Here is a 19,418-nt window from a genome sequence, read left to right as displayed (position 1 = left end):
ACTAGTACGCTCGCACCGCTGCACGGTCGGCGTGGGGCGGTGCGCGGAGTGGGGGGACGATGGGCGACGAGGCGACGCAGGAGCTGTCGGTGACGCCGGGCGCGGCGGCGGGCGGGACGACGCTCGTCTCCGACGAGGTGGTGGAGAAGATCGCGGTCGCCGCCGCGCGGTCGGTGCCCGGGGTGGTCGAGCTGGGCGGGGACGTGGCCCGGTTCTTCAACGCCGTGCTCGACAAGGTCGGGCTCGACCAGGTCGGCGACGCCCGGCGCGGCTGCTCGGCGCACGTCACGAACGGCGCGGCGGTGGTGAACCTGGTCATCGTGATCGAGGCCGGTCACGCGGTGCCGCAGGTGACCGCCGAGGTCCGGGCGCAGGTCGCCGGGGCGGTCGAGGCGTACGGGCTGCGGGTCGACGAGGTCAACATCAGGGTCGACGACGTGGCCCTGGGCGGTCCCGCCGCCCCCGTCGCCTGAGGCGCCCGGCCGCTCAGGTTACCTGCCGGTACGAACTTACTTAGCGATCGTTCAGGTCTGGGCTCTACACTCGCAGTGCAGTCGAGGACTCGAGGAGGAGCCCTGCGGATGAACGCCGACGAGATCGCTGCCGGACGGGCACGCTGGCAGGCCCGCTACGACGCCGCGCGCAAGCGGGACGCCGACTTCACCACGCTCTCCGGGATGCCCGTCGACCCGGTCTACGGGCCGCCGGAGGGAGTCGCCTACCCGGGCTTCGAGCGGATCGGCTGGCCGGGCGAGTACCCGTACACCCGGGGCCTCTACCCGACCGGCTACCGCGGGCGGACCTGGACGATCCGGCAGTTCGCCGGCTTCGGCAACGCCCAGCAGACCAACGAGCGCTACAAGATGATCCTGGGCGCCGGCGGCGGGGGCCTCTCCGTCGCGTTCGACATGCCCACGCTGATGGGCCGGGACTCCGACGACCCGCAGGCGCTCGGCGAGGTGGGCCACTGCGGCGTCGCCATCGACACCGCCGCGGACATGGAGGCGCTCTTCGACGGCATCGACCTGGCCGGGGTCACCACGTCGATGACGATCTCCGGGCCGGCCGTGCCGGTGTTCTGCATGTACCTGGTGGCCGCCGAGCGGCAGGGCGCCGACCCGTCCAAGCTGGACGGCACGTTGCAGACGGACATCTTCAAGGAGTACATCGCGCAGAAGGAGTGGCTCTTCGACCCGGAGCCGCACCTGCGCCTGATCGGCGACCTGATGGAGTACTGCGCCCGGGAGATCCCGCGCTACAAGCCGCTCTCGGTCTCCGGCTACCACATCCGCGAGGCCGGCTCGACCGCCGCGCAGGAGCTGGCGTACACCCTCGCCGACGGCTTCGGCTACGTCGAGCTGGGGCTCTCCCGGGGGCTGGACGTCAACGTCTTCGCGCCCGGCCTGAGCTTCTTCTTCGACTCGCACGTCGACTTCTTCGAGGAGATCGCCAAGTTCCGGGCCGCCCGCCGGATCTGGGCCCGCTGGCTGCGCGACGTCTACGGCGCGACCAGCGAGAAGGCGCTCTGGCTGCGGTTCCACACGCAGACCGCCGGGGTGTCGCTGACCGCCCAGCAGCCGGTCAACAACGTGGTGCGCACCGCCGTGGAGGCGCTCGCGGCGGTGCTCGGCGGCACCAACTCGCTGCACACCAACGCCCTGGACGAGACCCTGGCGCTGCCCACCGACGAGTCCGCCGAGATCGCCCTGCGCACCCAGCAGGTGCTGATGGAGGAGACCGGGGTGACCAACGTGGCGGACCCGCTGGGCGGGTCCTGGTACGTCGAGGCGCTCACCGACAAGATCGAGGCCGAGGCGGAGGAGATCTTCGCCCGGATCCGGCAGCTCGGTGGCGAGGGCCCGCACCGGATCGGCCCGATGACCTCCGGCATCCTGCGCGGCATCGAGGACGGCTGGTTCACCGGCCACATCGCCGAGTCCGCCTTCGTCTACCAGCAGGCGCTGGAGAAGGGCGACAAGAGGATCGTCGGGGTCAACTGCCACACCGGCACGGTCGCCAAGGACCTGGAGATCCTGCGCATCTCGCACGAGGTGGAGCTGGAGCAGCGCCGGGTGCTGGCCGAGCGGAAGGCCGGCCGCGACGAGGCCGCCGTCAAGGCCGCGATCGAGCGGATGGTCGCCGTCGGCCGGACCGACGGCAACATGATCCCGGCCATGCTGGACGCCGTACGCGCGGAGGCCACCCTCGGCGAGATCTGCGACGCCCTGCGCGCCGAGTGGGGCGTCTACCGCGAGCCCGCCCGCTTCTGACCCCGTTCCCCACCTCCCTCCCGCACCCGCGATCCTGCACCTTCGTCCCCCGGCGAACGCCACGTACCGGGGGCCGCGGGCGCAGGATCGCGCAGTGCCGGGCGGGAGGGCGGGGGAGGGGGTGGGCAAGGGCCGGAGCAGCCGTGACAGTCGCAACTGTCGCCGTCGCGGTTGATCTGAGTTCGGCGGGTCGCGTGCGAGACTAGGTAACCATGAGCGACCCACGGATCACCTCGTCGATCTTCACCCGCGGCGCGGTCGACCTCAGCGCGCTGCGCACCCCCGCACCGGCCCCTGCCCGCCCCGCCACCCCGGCCCAGTCCGCGCCCTCCGCCGAGTTGCCCGGCACCGCCGGCGGCGGCGTCGCCGTCATCGACGTGAGCGAGGCGACATTCCAGTCCGAGGTTCTCGAACGCTCGCTCACCACACCGGTGATCGTGGACTTCTGGGCCGAGTGGTGCGAGCCGTGCAAGCAGCTGAGCCCCGTGCTGGAGCGGCTGGCCGCGGAGGGCGGCGGCGCCTGGGTGCTCGCCAAGGTCGATGTGGACGCCAACCCGCGGATCGCCCAGATGTTCCGGGTGCAGGGCATCCCGATGGTCTACGCGGTGGTCGGCGGACAGCCGATCGACGCCTTCTCCGGAGTGGTGCCCGAGGCGCAGCTGCGGCAGTGGATCCAGGCGGTGCTCAAGGCCGGTGGCGTGAGCGTCGCCGAGCCGGAGGACCCGCGCCTCGACGAGGCCGACGACGCCCTGATGAGCGGCGACCTCGACGCGGCCGAGCGGGCGTACCGCAAGATCCTCGCCGAGTCGCCCGCGGACGCCGCGGCGGAGGCGGGTCTCGCCCAGGTCGGGCTCGCCCGCCGGGTGGCCGGGGCCGACCCGGGCGCGGCGATCGCCGCCGCCCAGGCGAACCCCGACGACGTCGAGGCCCAGCTCCTGGCCGCCGACATCGAGGTGCTCAGCGGTCAGGCCGAGGCGGCGTACGCCCGCCTGGTGGGCCTGGTCCGCCGCACCGCCGGTGAGGAGCGGGAGAAGGTACGCCAGCACCTGGTCAGCCTCTTCACGGTCGCCGGGCCGGAGGACCCCGCGGTCGCCTCGGCGCGCCGGGCCCTCGCCAGCGCCCTGTTCTGAGCACCACGCCCTGTTTGTGAGCACGTAGCACGCCAGCGCGGGCCGGCGTTCCGGCCGGCCCGCCCGACACCTCGAGGACGGGAGCCCATGATGCGCCGGATCGCCGTCCTCGACGCGCCCAGCAACCTCGGCCTGCGCCCACCCACGTCCACCTCGGTCCCCGGCTGCGGGAAGGCCCCGGGCGCGCTGCGCGACCAGGGGCTGCTCGCCCGGCTGCGGGCCCGGGACGCAGGCTGCCTCACCGCGCCCCGCTACGACCCCGGCGACTGGCGGCCGGGTGACGGGGTCTGCCACGCGCGGGAGATCGCCGACTACTCGGTGGCGCTCGCGGAGCGGATCGGCGCCATCATCGACCGGAGCGAGTTCCCGCTGGTGCTCGGCGGCGACTGCTCCATCCTGCTCGGCTCGGCGCTGGCCATGCACCGGCTCGGTGAGGCGGTCGGCGGGCGCATCGGGCTGGTCTTCGTCGACGGCCACTCCGACTTCCGGCACCCCGGCAACGCCTCCTACGTGGGTGCGGCGGCCGGTGAGGACCTCGCGCTGGTCACCGGGCGGGGGCAGGCCGACCTGGCCGCCATCGAGGGACGCCGGCCGTACTTCCGGGACATCGACGTGGTGGTGCTCGGCATCCGGGCGCAGGACGAGTACCGCCTGGACCTCCAGGCCGCCGGGATCACCACCCGGCCGGTGCCGGCGCTGCGTGCCGAGGGCGCCGCGCGTACGGCGCAGTGGGCGCACGACCAGCTCGCCGACTGCGCCGGCTACTGGGTGCACATCGACGTGGACGTGCTGGACCCGGCCGTGATGCCGGCCGTCGACGCGCCCGACCCGGGCGGGATCGCCTTCGCCGAGCTGGAGATCCTGCTCGCCGGGCTGGTCGACACCCCGCACTGCCTCGGCGTCGAGCTGACCGTCTTCGACCCCGACTACGACCCGGACGGCGCGTACGCGGCCGAGATCGTCAACACCGTGGTGGCCGGGCTGCGCCCGGTCTCCGCGCCGACGGCGACGCCGCCCCGGCTGCTCCCGGGGCCGTCTGCGTCCGTCCGCTCGGCCGGCCCGTCGGCGTCCGTCCGCTCGGTCGGCCCTTCGTCTGCCGCCACGGTCGGCCCCTCGTCGGTCCCCTCGGCACGGCGGAGCAACGGTCGGCCAGAGGTCCCGATCGTGTCCCCGCCCGCCGCCGACCCGGCCTTCGTCCCCGTTCCGGAGCGTGGCGGCGACGACCGTGGCCCGGGTGACGCCGAGGAGGTTCCGCCGGCTCCGCTCGGGGTGGTCGGGTCGCTCGGCGTCGCCGGGTCGGTGGGGCCGGTCGGGGCGGTCGGGTTCGGCACTCCGGTGGCTGCCGCTTCCGACCTCCCGGCCGCGCCGGAACCCGTCGGGCCGCCCGCCTCCGCCGGCCCGGGCCTGCTGCGCCGCGCGCCGCTCGCGGGCCTCGACCCGGACGACCCGCTGCCCGCGCCCGAGGACGGCACCGCGCCGTCCGCCGCCGGCATCGCCTGACGGCCGCCGGGCGTCCCGCGCTCCGAAAGCGCCCGTCGACCTGGCCGACTCGCCCAGGCCGGTGGTCTGGTCAGCGGGAGAGGGCGCGGAGGAAGCGCTCGGCGGCCGGGACGGCGGTGGCGGTGCTGGCTCCGCCCTTCTCGACGAAGACCGCGAACGCGACGTCGCCCTGCCAGCCGACGAACCAGGCGTGCGTGTGCGCCGGGTTGTCGTCGTATTCGGCGGTGCCCGTCTTGCCGTGCACCGGGCCGCCCGGCACGTCGCGCAGCGCGCTGCCGGTGCCGGCCGTGACCACCTCGCGCATCATCGCCCGTACCGCCTCGACCGACTCCGGCTTGAGCTCCGGGCCGGGCGCGGCGGGCTGGGCCGGGGCCGGGTCGAGCACCAGCTTCGGCTGCTCGAAGCGACCCCGGGCGACTGCCGCCGTGGCCGACGCCATGGCCAGCGGGCTGACCACCGTGGTGCCCTGGCCGATGGCGGCGGCGGCCTGCTCGGTCGCGCCGCCGTTCGCCGAGACCTTGCCGGTGAAGGCGTCGAGGCCGACGTCCCACTGCCCCTCCAGCCCGAGGGAGCGGCCGGTCGCGGCCAGCCCGTCGGGGCCGAGCTTCGGCGCCAGCGCGGCGAACGCGGTGTTGCAGGACTTGGCGAAGTCGGTGCGGAACGGCACCGGCCCCAGCACGAAGTTGTCGGAGTTCTTGAACGGTCGGCCGTCCACGACGAACGTCTTCGGGCAGTCCACCGTCGCGTCCGGCGTGACCGCGCCCCGGTCGAGCAGGCCGAGCGCGCTGACCATCTTGAAGGTGGAGCCCGGCGGGACCTGGGCGGTGAAGGCCAGGTTCTCCCCGGCCGCGCCCGGACCGTTGGCCGCGGCGAGTACCGCGCCGTCGCTGATCCGTACCGCCACCAGCGCCGCCCGGCGCTTCTCACCGCGCAGGGCGGTGTCGGCCGCGTTCTGGGTGGCCACGTCGAGCGTGGTCCTCAGCGGCTGCCCGGCCCGCGGCTCGCTGCGGAACACCTCGGTGCCGGTGGGCACCAGCGTGCCGTCCGGGCCGGGGCGCTCGGTGATCACGGTCAGCCCCGGCGCGCCGCGCAGCCGCTCGTCGTGGCGGCCCTGGAGGCCCCCATGGCCGACGAGGTCGCCCGCCTCGTAGCGGTCGGGGTGCCGGGCGAGGTCGTCGGCCTGGGCCGCGTCGACGGAGCCGAGTACCGCCCGGGCGAACTCCCGGGTGGGTGCCAGGTCGAGCCTGTCGCTGCGGAACTTCGTGCCCGGCAGGTCGTAGACGCGGGACTTGATCTGCCGGTACGCCTCCTCCCGCAGGGTCACCACCTCGACGAACGCCCCCGGATCCGCGTCGGCGAGCCGCTTGCGCAGGCCGGAGAGGTCCACCGGCGGGGTGATCGCCGGCCGGATGGCCCGGAAGGCCGCGTCCAACTTCCGGGTCAGGGCCGGGAGGTCGGTGACCTCGCTCGGTTGGAGCCCGACCCGCACCACCGGCCGGGGCGCCACGATCGGCTGGCCGGCGCCGTCGAGCACCGCGGCCCGGGTGGCGGCGTCGCGGCGCAGCCCCAGCCGGTCGCCCCGGGTGAGCTGCTCCTGCACCAGCTGCGGCTCCCAGATCAACCGCCAGTCGTCGCCGCCGCGGCTGAGCCGCACCGGACGCTCGTACGCCCAGCGGGTCTGGCCCGGCAGGGCCCAGTCGACCTTGACCACCGCGGTCGCGACGTCCTTGGTCACCTTCGCCTCGCCCCGGCGGGTGAGCGTGGGCGGCGTGGCCGCCAGCTCGCCGGAGAGCTCCTTGAGCTCGCGGGCGACGTCGGCCGCCGCCACCTTGGCGCCGGTCGGGTCGACGAAGCCGACGGCCTGGAGGTCGCCCGAGCGCCAACCGGCGAGGAACGCGTCGACGGTGCGCTCCGGCCCGTCACCGCCCGAGCACGCGGTGAGGGCGCCGGCCGCGAGGGCGGTCGCGGCGAGCAGCGCCAGCGGCGGACGGAGCCGGTTGCGGCGGGGGCGGCGGGGGTAGGACAGACGCATGGGAGCAGGTCTCCGATCTCGGAACTGCCCTGCACGCTAGTACGGCGGCGCCGTTCGCACCGTCCCCCCGCACCGGGACGTGCGGAAAGAGAGCCCGGCGCCGGGTGATGAACGACTGGAGGTGGGGTACTCCCGAACCGGCCAACCTCGTATCCGCAACGGGTGAAAGGACGAAGTCCGGAACCGGACGTCCGCACTGTGGTCCGCCGCGCAAGGGGCGGACCGGCAGGGCCTAGGCTGGGCGGCAGAGTGACCCACAACGCGGTGGGTCGAGGGGAGTGGCACCGATGGACCGGCGTCCGGCGATCAAACCGGGACCCGACCTCCGGCAGGCTGACACCAGCCGGGACGACAGCTTCGATTCGGCGACCGACGGGGACGGCTTCGGCCGGCTCGACACAGGAGTGACCGGGATGACCGGTTCGAGCATCGACACCCTCTACGACCTGGGCCTGCCCGCCGACGCGCTGGCCGACGACGTGGAGGACAACGAACTCGACGAGCCGGTTCCCAACGTGGAGCGCCTGGTCGCCCAGGCGGTCGCGCTCGCCGGCGACGACCACGACGCGGCGACCCTGGTCAGCCGCTTCTGGCGGTTCGCGCCGGACGAGGAGCTGATCGGCTTCACCGCCGAGGAGATGCTGGAGGCGGCCCGCGCGCACCGCGACCTCGCCGAGCAGCGGGTACCGGGCGAGTTGAAGCTGCGCATCCACGAGCCCGACGCCGATCAGCACCACACCGTCATCGAGATCGTCACCGACGACATGCCGTTCCTGGTCGACTCGGTGACCGCCCTGCTCAACTCGCACCACCTGGACGTGCACCTGCTGGTCCACCCGCTGGTGGTGGTCCGCCGCGAGCCGCTGGGCCGGCTGGTGGAGGTCTCCGCCGACGTCGAGCCCGACGACGCCATCGCCGGCGACCTGGTCGAGAGCTGGATGCACATCGAGATCGACCCGGTGCGCGACGCCGCCGAGCGGGACCGGCTGCGCCGGGAGCTGCAGCGGGTGCTCACCGACGTGCGGGAGGCGGTGGAGGACTGGCCGAAGATGCGCCAGCGGGCCCTCGCCCTCGCCGACGAGCTGGCCTCCGCGCGGACGTCGGACAACCGGCCGCCGGTGCCGGAGAAGGACATCACGGACTCGGTGGAGCTGCTCCGCTGGCTCGCCCACGACCACTTCACGTTCCTGGGCTACCGGGAGTACCGGCTGGTCGACACCGACGAGCCGGCGGCCGACGGCGGGGAGCGCCGCAGCGGCCAGGCCCTGGAGGCGGTGCTCGGCACCGGGCTGGGCATCCTGCGCCAGGACTCCCCGGAGGCCCGGCCGCTGTCGTCGATGACGCCCGAGGCGCACGACAAGGTCACCGAGAAGCGCCTGCTGATCATCACCAAGGCGAACTCGCGGGCCACGGTGCACCGCTCCGCCTACCTCGACTACATCGGCTTCAAGATCTTCAACGAGGCCGGCGAGGTCATCGGCGAGCGGCGCTTCCTGGGCCTGTTCTCCACGGCCGCGTACCGGACCAGCGTGCAGGAGCTGCCGGTGGTCCGCCGCAAGGTGGCCGAGGTGCTGGACCGCTCCGGCCTGAGCCAGCGCAGCCACTCCGGCAAGGACCTGCTCCAGATCCTGGAGACGTACCCGCGCGACGAGCTGTTCCAGATCAAGACCGAGGACCTCTACCACGCGGTGATCGGCGTGCTGCGGATGGCCGGTCGCCGGCAGCTGCGGGTGTTCCTGCGCCGGGACGCGTACGGGCGGTTCATCTCCTGCCTGATCTACCTGCCCCGGGACCGGTTCACCACGCAGAACCGGCTGCGGATGCAGGACATCCTGCTGCGCGAGCTGAACGGCGTCGGGGTCGACTACACCACCCGGGTCACCGAGTCGATGCTCGCCCGCGTGCACTTCATCGTCCGGACGGACCCGACCAGGACCCCGGGCGACATCGACGCCGACCTGCTCGCCGAGGAGCTGGCCGACGCCACCCGGCTCTGGGACGACGACTACCGGCTGGTGCTGGAGCGCAAGCTCGGCGACGAGCAGGCCAAGCACCTGTTCACCCGCTACGCCGACGCCTTCCCGGAGGGCTACAAGGACGGCCACACGCCGTACGAGGCGATGAAGGACCTGGCGAAGCTGGAGCTGCTGGAGGAGCCCGGCCAGCTGGAGATGCACCTGTTCCGCAAGCAGCTCGCGCCGCGGGCCGGCGGGCGGGGGCCGGACGTCGACGAGGCGATGGACGTCCGCTTCAAGGTCTACCGCTACGGCGAGCCGATGATGCTCTCCGCCGTGCTGCCGGTGCTGCACTCGCTCGGCGTCAGGGTGGTCGACGAGCACCCGCACGAGGTGGACCGGATCGACGGTCGGGTCTACCTCTACGACTTCGGGCTGCGGCTGCCCGAGGGGCACCAGGAGCTGGCCGAGGTGCGCCCGCACGTCGAGAACGCCTTCGCGGCGGCGTGGCGGGGCGAGGCCGAGGTGGACGGCTTCAACGAGCTGGTGCTGCGCGCCGGTCTCACCTGGCGGCAGGTGGTGGTGCTGCGCGCGTACGCGAAGTACCTGCGCCAGGCCGGCACGGTCTTCTCCCAGGAGTACATGGAACAGACCTTCATCGCGTACCCGAGGATCGCCGCCCTGCTGGTGGAGCTCTTCGAGGTGCGGTTCGCGCCCGGCGCCGACGGCCACGAGCAGCGGCAGCAGCGCAGCGCCGAGCTGGTGGGCGACATCCGGGCCGCGCTGGACGACGTCGCCAGCCTCGACCAGGACCGGATCCTGCGCGCCTACCTGACGATGATCCAGGCCACCCTGCGCACCAGCTTCTACCAGAAGCGCAGCGACGGGCGGCCGAAGGCGTACGTGGCGCTCAAGCTGGACCCGCAGGCGATCCCGGACCTGCCGGCGCCGCGGCCGAAGTTCGAGATCTTCGTGTACTCGCCGCGCTTCGAGGGCGTGCACCTGCGGTTCGGGCCGGTGGCCCGGGGCGGGCTGCGCTGGTCCGACCGCCGCGAGGACTTCCGCACCGAGGTGCTCGGCCTGGTCAAGGCGCAGATGGTGAAGAACGCCGTGATCGTGCCGGTCGGGGCCAAGGGCGGCTTCGTGCTCAAGCAGAAGCCGGGGGACCGCGACGAGGCGGTCGTCTGCTACAAGGAGTTCATCTCGGCGCTGCTGGACGTCACGGACAACATCGTCAGCGGCGAGATCGTGCCGCCGGAGGACGTGGTCCGGCACGACGGCGACGACCCGTACATGGTGGTCGCGGCGGACAAGGGCACGGCGACGTTCTCGGACATCGCCAACGAGATCTCCACGGCGCACCGCTTCTGGCTCGGCGACGCGTTCGCCTCCGGCGGCTCCGCCGGCTACGACCACAAGAAGATGGGCATCACCGCCCGGGGCGCCTGGGAGTCGGTGAAGCGGCACTTCCGCGAGATGGGTCACGACACCCAGGCCCAGGACTTCACCGTGGTCGGCGTCGGCGACATGTCCGGCGACGTGTTCGGCAACGGGATGCTGCTGTCGGAGCACATCCGGCTGGTGGCCGCGTTCGACCACCGGCACATCTTCCTCGACCCGGACCCGGACGCCGCCACCTCGTACGCCGAGCGGAAGCGGCTGTTCGAGCTGCCCCGCTCGTCCTGGCAGGACTACGACCCGAAGCTGATCTCGGCCGGCGGCGGGGTGCATCCGCGTACCGCCAAGTCGGTGCCGATCTCGCCGCAGGTGCGGGAGCGGCTGGGCCTGGACGCCGACGTGACGCAGCTCTCCCCGCAGGAGCTGATGAAGGCGATCCTGACCGCGCCGGTCGACCTGTTCTGGAACGGCGGCATCGGCACGTACGTGAAGGCCTCCAGCCAGACCAACGCGGAGGTGGGCGACAAGTCCAACGACGCGATCCGGGTGGACGGCAAGAACGTGCGCTGCCGGGTGGTCGGCGAGGGCGGCAACCTGGGCTGGACCCAGCTCGGCCGCATCGAGTACGCCCAGACCGGCGGGCGGATCTACACGGACTTCATCGACAACGCGGCCGGGGTGGACTGCTCCGACCACGAGGTGAACATCAAGATCCTGCTGAACACGGCGGTCGGCGACGGCGCGCTGTCCCTGCCCGAGCGCGACGAGCTGCTCGCGGCGATGACCGACGAGGTCGCCGAGCTGGTGCTGCGGGACAACTACGACCAGGCCCGGGCGATCAACAACGCGCAGGCGCAGGCCGCCTCGCTGCTGCCGGTGCACCGGCGGATGATCACCGATCTGGAGCGTTCCGGGGCGCTGGACCGGTCCCTGGAGGCGCTGCCGCCGGACGACGAGCTGGCGGTGCGGACCGAGTCCGGGCTGACCGCGCCGGAGTTCGCGGTGCTGCTCGCGTACGTCAAGATCGTCCTCGAGACGGAGATCCTGGCCGAGGGGCTCGCGGACGAGGAGTGGACGACCGACGTCCTGGTCAACTACTTCCCGACGCCGATGCGCGAGCGGTTCGCCGACCGGATGGGCCAGCACCGGCTGCGCCGGGACATCGTGACGACGGTGCTGGTCAACGAGGCGGTCAACCGGGGTGGCATCTCGTTCGTCTTCCGGGTGGTCGAGGAGACCGCCGCCTCGGCGGCGGACGTGATCCGGGCGTACGTGGTGGTCCGCGAGGTGTTCGGGCTGCGCGCGCTGTGGGACGCGGTGGAGGACCTGGACAACAAGGTCGACCCCGAGTTGCAGACCAGCGTCTACCTGGACACCCGGCGCCTGCTCGACCGGGCGGTGCGGTGGCTGGTGACCAACCGCCGTTCGCCGATCGACGTGCCGGCGGAGATCGCCCGGCTGCGCGACGGGGTGGCCCGGCTCCTGCCCGACCTGGAGGAGCGCTTCTACGGCAGCGAGCGGGAGTCCCTCGCGGCGCACATCGACTCGCTCACCGAGCGGGGGCTGCCGCGCGACCTGGCCGAGCAGGCGACCCGGCTGATGTACAGCTTCGGCCTGCTCGACGTGGTGGAGACCGCGGCGAGCAGCGGGCGGGACGTCGGGGAGGTGGCCTCGGTCTACTTCGTGCTCTCCGACCGGTTCCGGGTCGATTCCCTGCTGTCGAAGATCTCCCTGCTGCCGCGGGAGGACCGCTGGCAGACGCTGGCCCGGATGGCGCTGCGCTACGACCTGTACGCCGCGCTGGCCGCGCTGACCGCGGAGGTTCTCGACTCCACCCCCGGCGCCATGTCGCCCCAGGAGCGGGTGCTCCAGTGGGAGCAGTCGAACGCCACCTCGATCCACCGCGCCGAGCGGGCGATGGGGGAGTTCGACGAGTCCCGGGCGGACCTCGCCGCCCTGTCGGTGCTGCTGCGCCAGATCCGCACCCTGGTGCGGACCTCCGCCGCCGCCTGACGCGTACGGCACGCGGTCCGGCCGGTCGGGACACCGACCGGCCGGACCGCGGCGTGTCGTCCGGTGGAGGCTTCCGCGCGGTGTCGCGCGGCTGCCGGCTCACGCCGGCATGGAGGCGAAGACGACCACGTTGTCCGGGTAGCTGCCGGCGGCCTCGTCGAAGGTCCCGCCGCAGGTGACCACGCGCAGGCCGGGCCGGTCGCTGGGACCGTAGACCTGCTCGGTCGGGAACTCCGTCTTCGGGTACGCCTTGACCGACTCGACGGTGAAGGTGGCCTGCTGCCCGTCCTGCCGGGTGACGGTGATGGTGTCGCCCGGTTGCAGGGCGCCGAGGGAGAAGAAGACCGCCGGCCCGATCGCCGCCGAGTCGACGTGCCCGACGATGACCGCGTTGCCGATCTCACCGGGGCTCGGCCCCGGCTCGTACCAGCCGGCCAGCTGCGCCCGCTCCAGCGGGGGCACCTGGACGGTGCCGTCCGGGTTGGTGCCGAGCGGCATGATCGCGGCGTCGACCCCGATCCGGGGGATGGCGATCGTGGTGGGGGCGGAGCGGGCGAGACCCGTGCCGGCGGCGACGTCCGGGTCCGGCACGGCGACCGCCGGCCCGGTGCCGGCGGACGCGGCCAGGGGCTGCGGGGGGCGGGGAGCGGGCGCGGACCTGAACGAGGCGCCGATCAGGCCGGCGCCGACCATGGCGACCACGACGACGACGGCCGCGCCGGCGGCGCGCCACGGTTTCCCGTGACGGCCGCCGGCCGGTGTCGCCGTCATGTCAGACGAAGGACTCATCGGTCCGACGCCGGCGCATCAGCACGAGACCGCCCAGGGCGGCCGCGCCGATCAGGCTCGCCCCACCGGCGGCCAGGCCCCGGTCGGTGCCGGCGCCGACGCCACCGTCACCACCGTCGACCCCACCGCGCGGCAGCACGACCAGCTCGCCCTCGCCGCACGAGCCCTTGAGCTCGTAGCGGCCCGGCTGGGCGTCCTCGGACACCTGGGCCTCGCCGTAGTAGACGAAGTCCCGCTTGTGCTCCCAGTGGTCCTTGCCGTTGCGCTCGGACTCCTCGTCCGACCGGCCGTTGTCGTGGCCGTTGCGCCCGTTGTCGTGGCCGTCCCGGCCGTTCCGCCCGTTGTCGTGGCCGTCCCGGCCGTTGTCGTGGCCGTCCCGGCCGTTGTCGTGGCCCTTGCGGTCGTACTCGTCCGAGCCGTTGCTCTCCGAGCCGTATCCGGCGTGGTCCTTGCGGTCCGCGCGGTCGTACTCGTCCGAGCCGTTGCTGTCCCCGCGGCCTTCGCGGTTGCCCTTGTCGTGGCCCTTGTCGCCGCGGTCGCCCTCGGCGTCCTGGCCGTGCTCGTAGCCCTTCCAGTCGCGGTCGCCCTCGGCGCCGGCGGCGTCGGCGGCGCCGCCACCCTGGCCGTTGGCGGGCGGCTGGCCACCGTTGGTCGGCTGCGGCTGGCTGGTGCCGTTGGCCGGCGGCTGCGGCCGCGGGCTCTGGTCCTTGCCGTTGCCGTCCTTGCCGTTGTCGCGGCCCTTGTCCTCGTGGTCCCGGCCCCTGTCGTGGTCGCGGGAGTCCTCCTCCCCGCCACGCCAGTCGCCCCGGCCCTCGGCCGGCTTGAGCTCGACCTTGCCGGTGACCTTCGACCACACGAAGGCGTGCTCCTGCCGGTCGGGGCAGACCTCGAGCAGCTTGACCGTGTCGCCCGCCTTGACGACGTGCGGCTTGGCGTAGACCTTGCCCTCGTGGCCCTGCTGGCCGTCCGCGAACGCGATCCCCGGCGTGAACACGAGCAGGGAGGCACCACCGAGGGCAGCGCCCGCAACGACCTTCCCGAGCATCTTCTTTGCCATGACCTGCGTCACTCCATCCCTGTTGTCCTGGGCTCGGCGACAACCGAGCTACGGACGACGTTAGACCGTTTCACGAGCTATGAAGGGAAAGATTCGCGTTTTGGTGCTTAGGCACGATAAGCGCGCTAGGAGTGCCGCGTCGGGTAAGCGGCTCGCCGGGCTCGGCCGGGCGGTTGCCGCCGCCCTGAGGTCCGCCGGCCCGGCTGGTGCGGCTCGCGGCCCCGGCGGCCGGATAGTCCGGTCCCGGCCGACCCGGGAGCACCGGCAGCCCCGCCGGTCCCGGCAACCACATCGAGGCATTGCCATGGAAGCGCTCCCATGCAAGAATCGCTGCACGCGGTTCGGGGAGCCACACCGCGCAGGCAGGAGTCGAGGGCACCGGTCCGCCGGACGACGTCCCGCCTCCCGACCGGCCCATCGTCGCCGGTCGGACCACCACCAAACGCCCGACCGGGTCGGGCACCCCCCGAAGAACCCGTGGCACCGGCGGACGTCCGCGCAGGGCGCCCATCGGGCCGTATCGCCGGGCCGTTCGCGGATCCGGTCTCGCCCAAGGAGATCAGTGGCATGAATGTGTGGAGAAGGCTGTCCGGCCCCCGCCGGGCCCTCGCGCTCGGCGGCGCGGGCGCTCTGGTCGCGGGCGGACTGGTGACCCTGCCGGTCACCGTGGCGCACGCCGCCACCCAGTGCGACGTGTCGTACACGACCAGCGAGTGGCAGGGCGGGTTCACCGCCACCGTCAACATCAAGAACATCGGCGACGCCCTCAACGGCTGGACGCTGGGATTCACCTTCCCGGACGGCAACCAGCGGCTCCAGCAGGGCTGGTCGGCCCGCTGGACGCAGACCGGTCAGAACGTCACCGCGCAGAGCGAGTCCTGGAACGGCGCGGTGGCCAGCGGCGCCACGGTGAGCGTCGGCTTCAACGGCGCCTGGAGCGGCAGCAACCCGAAGCCCACCTCGTTCACGCTCAACGGCGTGACCTGCAACGGCGGCGGCACCAACCCCACCACCCCGCCGCCGACGACGCCGCCGCCCACGACGCCGCCGCCCACCACGCCGCCGCCCACCACCCCGCCGCCCACCGACCCGCCCGGGCAGCGGGTGGACAACCCGTACCTCAACGCCAAGGGGTACGTGAACCCGGAGTGGAAGGCCAAGGCCGAGTCCGTGGCCGGCGGCAACCGGGTGTCGAACAACCCGACCGCCGTCTGGATCGACCGGATCGCCGCCATCAACGGCACCCCGGACAGCAGCTCCAACGGCGCGATGGGCGTGCGCGACCACCTGAACAAGGCGCTCGAGCAGGGGGCGAACTACATCCAGTTCGTCATCTACAACCTGCCCGGCCGGGACTGCGCCGCGCTGGCCTCGAACGGTGAGCTGCGCGCGGACGAGCTGCCCAGGTACAAGACCGAGTACATCGACCCGATCGCTGCGATCCAGGGCGACCCGAAGTACGCCAGCCTGCGGATCGTCAACATCATCGAGATCGACTCGCTGCCGAACCTGGTGACCAACACCTCCGGCAACCCCGGCGGCACCGCGATGTGCGACACGGTGAAGGCCAACGGCGCCTACGTCAACGGCGTCGGGTACGCCCTGTCGAAGCTGGGCGCGATCGGCAACGTCTACAACTACATCGACGCCGCCCACCACGGCTGGATCGGCTGGGACAGCAACTTCGGCCCGACGGCGCAGATCCTGAAGGAGGCCGCCGTCGCCTCCGGCAGCACGGTGAACAACGTCCACGGCTTCATCGTCAACACCGCCAACTACTCGGCGCTGCGCGAGCCCTACGTGAAGATCACCGACTCGGTGAACGGCACCAGCGTGCGGCAGTCCAAGTGGATCGACTGGAACTTCTACGTGGACGAGCTCTCGTTCGCCCAGGCGTTCCGCAACGAGCTGGTCGCCAAGGGCTTCGACTCGAAGATCGGCATGCTGATCGACACCTCTCGCAACGGCTGGGGCGGCTCGGCCCGGCCCACCGGCCCGGGCCCGCTGACCAGCGTGGACGCGTACGTCAACGGTGGTCGGGTGGACCGGCGGATCCACGCCGGCAACTGGTGCAACCAGGCCGGGGCCGGCCTCGGCGAGCGCCCGAAGGCCGCGCCGGAGCCGGGCATCGACGCCTACGTCTGGGTCAAGCCCCCGGGCGAGTCGGACGGCTCCAGCAAGGAGATCCCGAACAACGAGGGCAAGGGCTTCGACCGGATGTGCGACCCGACCTACACCGGCAACGCCCGCAACGGCAACAGCATGAGCGGCGCACTGCCGGACGCCCCGATCTCGGGCGCCTGGTTCCCCGCGCAGTTCACGCAGCTCATGCAGAACGCGTACCCGCCGCTCTCCTGACACCGGCGCCCACCCGCCGCTGGCAGTAGGTGAGGCGCTCCAGCGGCAGGTTCCCCGGGCCCCCGGCCCGACCGTCCGACGGGTCGGGCCGGGGGCCCCTCGCGTACGCCGGTCAGGGCACCGTCTTCTCGATCGCCGCGCGGCCCAGCTCGGCCAGGTCCCGGCGGGCCCGCTCGACGTTCTCCGGCGTCAGGTCCTGTCCCCGGGCCGCCACCAGGTCCTCCGGCTCCCAGGGCTGCTCGGCTCCGGTACGGATGTGGTCCGGGGCCGCGCCCGTGCCGGTGCCGGTCGCGCCGGTGCCGGCGGCGTACGGGTCGCCGATCAGCTCGTCGCCACCCGGCTCGTCCCCGGGCCCGGTGAACGACGGAGTGTCGCGGTCGACGCCGCCGCCGGTCATCAGCTGCGGGATGCCGGTGTCGTCCTCGACCGCCGCGGCCACCTCCGGGCTCTCCTCCAGCGGTCGGTCACGGTCACGGTCCGTCATGTCGCTGCCCTCCTGTCGCCAGGTGGTCTCCTGATCCTGCTCGCGTACCCGGCCCGGCCGTGCCCATGCCGCGTGCCGGCGGGGCGGCTCAGCGCTCCTCGTCGGAGGTCTCCGGCGGTTGGACCGGATTGCGCCACTGCCAGAGCAGCATCAGCACGCCGAAGACGAGCATGCCGAGGCCCGCCCAGAGGTTGATCCGGACCCCCTGCGCCTTCTGGACGGCGGATTCGCCGTCGAAGACGCCGATCAGGGTGACGATCGCCCCGTACGCGGTGAAAAGCCCACCGATCACCCGGCGGATGTCGAACAGCCGGGCGGCGGCCGAGCGGCGGCGGGCCTCCTCGGTGGCCTCGACCGACCGGTCGTGCCCGTGCGGGTTGAGGTTGTCCATGCTCATGGCCGAGCGCCCCTTCCTAGAAGAACGGCACGTAGAGGAGGAGGGAGAGCACCACCGCGACCAGGCCGAGCAGCACGGGGGAGCGCCACCAGACGGCGTCTCCGGTCAGCAGGTCGCCCTTCACGTCGACGGCGCCCATGCCGTAGACCAGGCCGCGCAGGTCCTCGTCCCGCTTCTTCCCGGTGAACGGCGTGACGATGGCGGCGACGACGGCGGCCGTGACGAACGCGATGCCGGCGCCCCAGAAGCTCTCCTCCAGGTCGGAGTTGAAGTGCACGACCCCCGCCTTGTAGAGCAGGTAGGTGGCCAGCGCCGCCAGGGTGCCCATGAGCAGCGAGAGGAAGCCGGCCGCCGCGCTCATCCGCCGCCAGAACATGCCGATGATGAAGGTGGCGAACAGCGGCGCGTTGAACAGCGAGAACAGCGCCTGGATGTAGTTCATGATGTTGCTGAACCCGGCGGCGATGAACGCGGTGCCGATGCCGACGAGCACGCCGCCGACCGTCGCCCACCGGCCGATGCGGATGTAGTAGTCGTCGGGACGGTCCCGACGCACGTACTGCTGCCAGATGTCGTAGGTGAACACGGTGTTGAAGCCGCTCACGTTCGCCGCCATGCCGGCCATGAACGACGCGACCAGGCCCGTCACCGCGATCCCGAGCACGCCGTTGGGGAGCAGGTCGCGCATCAGCAGCGGGATCGCGTTGTTGTAGACCAGGTCGCCGCTCTCCGCGCCGAGCCCCTGCACCGTGACGAGGGCGACCAGGCCGGGAATCACCGTGACCACCGGGATGAGCAGCTTCGGGTACGCGGCGATGATCGGCGTCCGGCGGGCGGCGCTCATGTTCTTGGCCGACAGCGCGCGCTGCACCTCGGCGAAGTTGGTCGTCCAGTAGCCGAAGGAGAGCACGAAGCCGAGGCCGAAGACGATGCCGATCCAGTGCGCGCCGAGCGGGTTGTCGGTGCTGCCGGTGTCCTGCCAGGTGTGCAACCCCGCCTCGCCCAGCTTGGACTCGCGCACCGCGTCCATCAGGCCCGAGACGCCGCCCACCTTCACCAGGCCCAGGATCGTGATCGGCAGCAGGCCCGCGATGATCACGAAGAACTGGAGCACCTCGTTGTAGATCGCCCCGGAGAGCCCGCCCACGGTGATGTACGCCAGCACGATCAGCGCGCCGATCACGATGGCCACCCAGAGCGGCCAGCCGAGCAGCGCCTGCATGATCAGTGCCAGGGCGTAGAGGTTCACGCCGGCGATGAGCACCTGGGCGACCGCGAAGCTGAGCGCGTTCAGCAGGTGGGTGGGGCGGTTGAAGCGCAGCCGCAGGTACTCGGGCACGCTGCGGACCCTGGAGCCGTAGTAGAACGGCATCATCACGATGCCGAGGAAGACCATCGCCGGCACGGCGCCGATCCAGTAGTAGTGCAGCGTCATCGCGCCGTACTGGGCGCCGTTGGCGGCCATGCCGATGATCTCCAGCGCCCCCAGGTTGGCTGAGACGAAGGCCAGACCGGTCACCCAGGCGGGCAGCGAGCGGCCGGAGAGGAAGAAGTCGACGCTGGTCCTGATGGCCCGCCGGGCGGCGAAGCCGACGCCGAGCACCGTGACGAAGTAGAGCGCCAGGATGCCGTAGTCCAGGACGTTCATGTTCAGCCGCAGGCCATCGCCGTCCATCCCGGTAACCCTTCGTCAACCGTCCGTGCCGGATGAGTGCGCGCGCGCCCAATTACCCCGAACGCGCTGTTTCACGCCTGCGGCGACGAAACCGTCCGCGAATCCCGTTCGCCGGGCCTGCCCGGCACGCAAGGGGCTCTTCGTGCCGGAGGCGCCCGCTGCGTGCGGGGCGGGGGAGCGGCGCGGGGCCGGGGGAGTCGTGGGCCGGGGGAGCGGCGCGGACATGCGCAGGCGCCCCCCGCCGCCCCCCCGGGGGCGGCGGCGCCCCCCCGGACGCCCCCCGCCCCCCCGGCAGGGAGTGCGGGGTGTTGGGGGGGGGGCACCGCGCGGGCAGGGGGTGGGGGGGACCCCCGGCCGGCC

Annotated in this window: 11 protein-coding genes and 1 pseudogene; 6 read left to right on the top strand and 6 right to left on the bottom strand. The window is 72.7% G+C overall.

What is annotated here, in order from left to right:
• Positions 1-59: 59 nt before the first annotated feature.
• From AB0G13_RS08265 to AB0G13_RS08250, 4 genes and pseudogenes are all read left to right on the top strand, one after another.
• Positions 60-473 (top strand): Asp23/Gls24 family envelope stress response protein, encoded by a 414-nt coding sequence (locus tag AB0G13_RS08265; RefSeq protein WP_357870694.1) that lies wholly within the window; start codon positions 60-62, stop codon positions 471-473.
• Positions 474-581: 108 nt separating this feature from the next.
• Positions 582-2,270: a methylmalonyl-CoA mutase family protein gene (locus AB0G13_RS08260; RefSeq protein ID WP_357870691.1), complete on the top strand. Its 1,689-nt coding sequence runs from the start codon at positions 582-584 to the stop codon at positions 2,268-2,270.
• 212 nt (positions 2,271-2,482) lie between these two features.
• Entirely contained in the window at positions 2,483-3,400 is a 918-nt protein-coding gene (locus AB0G13_RS08255; RefSeq protein ID WP_357870688.1) for a tetratricopeptide repeat protein, read from the top strand.
• An 87-nt stretch (positions 3,401-3,487) separates the two neighbouring features.
• A pseudogene (locus tag AB0G13_RS08250) lies at positions 3,488-4,396 on the top strand (arginase family protein); the annotation flags it as partial.
• A gap of 574 nt (positions 4,397-4,970) precedes the next feature.
• Here AB0G13_RS08250 and AB0G13_RS08245 read toward each other — a convergent pair.
• Positions 4,971-6,932 (bottom strand): penicillin-binding transpeptidase domain-containing protein, encoded by a 1,962-nt coding sequence (locus tag AB0G13_RS08245; protein WP_357870685.1) that lies wholly within the window; start codon positions 6,930-6,932, stop codon positions 4,971-4,973.
• A 287-nt stretch (positions 6,933-7,219) separates the two neighbouring features.
• Between AB0G13_RS08245 and AB0G13_RS08240 the strand changes: the two genes are divergently transcribed.
• The gene (locus AB0G13_RS08240; RefSeq protein ID WP_357870682.1) at positions 7,220-12,298 is read left to right on the top strand and encodes an NAD-glutamate dehydrogenase; all 5,079 of its coding nucleotides are present in this window, start codon (positions 7,220-7,222) and stop codon (positions 12,296-12,298) included.
• Positions 12,299-12,397: 99 nt separating this feature from the next.
• Here the strand turns inward: AB0G13_RS08240 and AB0G13_RS08235 are convergent, their stop codons facing one another.
• Both AB0G13_RS08235 and AB0G13_RS08230 read right to left on the bottom strand, forming a co-directional pair.
• Entirely contained in the window at positions 12,398-13,069 is a 672-nt protein-coding gene (locus AB0G13_RS08235; protein ID WP_357870679.1) for a class F sortase, read from the bottom strand.
• A gap of 1 nt (position 13,070) precedes the next feature.
• A complete protein-coding gene (locus tag AB0G13_RS08230) occupies positions 13,071-14,144 on the bottom strand; it encodes a hypothetical protein (protein ID WP_357870676.1) in 1,074 nt (357 codons plus the stop codon).
• 567 nt (positions 14,145-14,711) lie between these two features.
• Here AB0G13_RS08230 and AB0G13_RS08225 point away from each other — a divergent pair.
• Entirely contained in the window at positions 14,712-16,502 is a 1,791-nt protein-coding gene (locus AB0G13_RS08225) for a glycoside hydrolase family 6 protein (protein ID WP_357870673.1), read from the top strand.
• Positions 16,503-16,614: 112 nt separating this feature from the next.
• Here AB0G13_RS08225 and AB0G13_RS08220 read toward each other — a convergent pair whose 3' ends face one another.
• The 3 genes from AB0G13_RS08220 to AB0G13_RS08210 all read right to left on the bottom strand — a co-directional run bounded on the left by AB0G13_RS08220 (position 16,615) and on the right by AB0G13_RS08210 (position 19,058).
• Positions 16,615-16,986: a hypothetical protein gene (locus AB0G13_RS08220; protein WP_357870670.1), complete on the bottom strand. Its 372-nt coding sequence runs from the start codon at positions 16,984-16,986 to the stop codon at positions 16,615-16,617.
• A gap of 88 nt (positions 16,987-17,074) precedes the next feature.
• The gene (locus AB0G13_RS08215) at positions 17,075-17,383 is read right to left on the bottom strand and encodes a hypothetical protein (protein ID WP_357870667.1); all 309 of its coding nucleotides are present in this window, start codon (positions 17,381-17,383) and stop codon (positions 17,075-17,077) included.
• Between the two features lie 16 nt (positions 17,384-17,399).
• Positions 17,400-19,058, bottom strand: coding sequence for a sodium:solute symporter family protein (locus AB0G13_RS08210; RefSeq protein WP_357870664.1), 1,659 nt, complete (start codon positions 19,056-19,058; stop codon positions 17,400-17,402).
• Positions 19,059-19,418: the final 360 nt, after the last annotated feature.

This window comes from Micromonospora sp. NPDC023633, assembly GCF_040640035.1.
Taxonomy (GTDB): Bacteria; Actinomycetota; Actinomycetes; order Mycobacteriales; family Micromonosporaceae; genus Micromonospora.
This window is presented reverse-complemented; position numbering and strand designations above follow the sequence as displayed.

Bases quoted from the DNA above. Each gene is read 5' to 3' on its own strand.
- AB0G13_RS08265 (WP_357870694.1), top strand. From the start codon at position 60: ATGGGCGACGAGGCGACGCAGGAGCTGTCGGTGACGCCGGGCGCGGCG.
- AB0G13_RS08215 (WP_357870667.1), bottom strand. From the start codon at position 17,383: ATGAGCATGGACAACCTCAACCCGCACGGGCACGACCGGTCGGTCGAG.
- AB0G13_RS08220 (WP_357870670.1), bottom strand. From the start codon at position 16,986: ATGACGGACCGTGACCGTGACCGACCGCTGGAGGAGAGCCCGGAGGTG.
- AB0G13_RS08235 (WP_357870679.1), bottom strand. From the start codon at position 13,069: ATGACGGCGACACCGGCCGGCGGCCGTCACGGGAAACCGTGGCGCGCC.
- AB0G13_RS08245 (WP_357870685.1), bottom strand. From the start codon at position 6,932: ATGCGTCTGTCCTACCCCCGCCGCCCCCGCCGCAACCGGCTCCGTCCG.
- AB0G13_RS08260 (WP_357870691.1), top strand. From the start codon at position 582: ATGAACGCCGACGAGATCGCTGCCGGACGGGCACGCTGGCAGGCCCGC.
- AB0G13_RS08240 (WP_357870682.1), top strand. From the start codon at position 7,220: ATGGACCGGCGTCCGGCGATCAAACCGGGACCCGACCTCCGGCAGGCT.
- AB0G13_RS08210 (WP_357870664.1), bottom strand. From the start codon at position 19,058: ATGGACGGCGATGGCCTGCGGCTGAACATGAACGTCCTGGACTACGGC.
- AB0G13_RS08225 (WP_357870673.1), top strand. From the start codon at position 14,712: ATGAATGTGTGGAGAAGGCTGTCCGGCCCCCGCCGGGCCCTCGCGCTC.
- AB0G13_RS08230 (WP_357870676.1), bottom strand. From the start codon at position 14,144: ATGGCAAAGAAGATGCTCGGGAAGGTCGTTGCGGGCGCTGCCCTCGGT.
- AB0G13_RS08255 (WP_357870688.1), top strand. From the start codon at position 2,483: ATGAGCGACCCACGGATCACCTCGTCGATCTTCACCCGCGGCGCGGTC.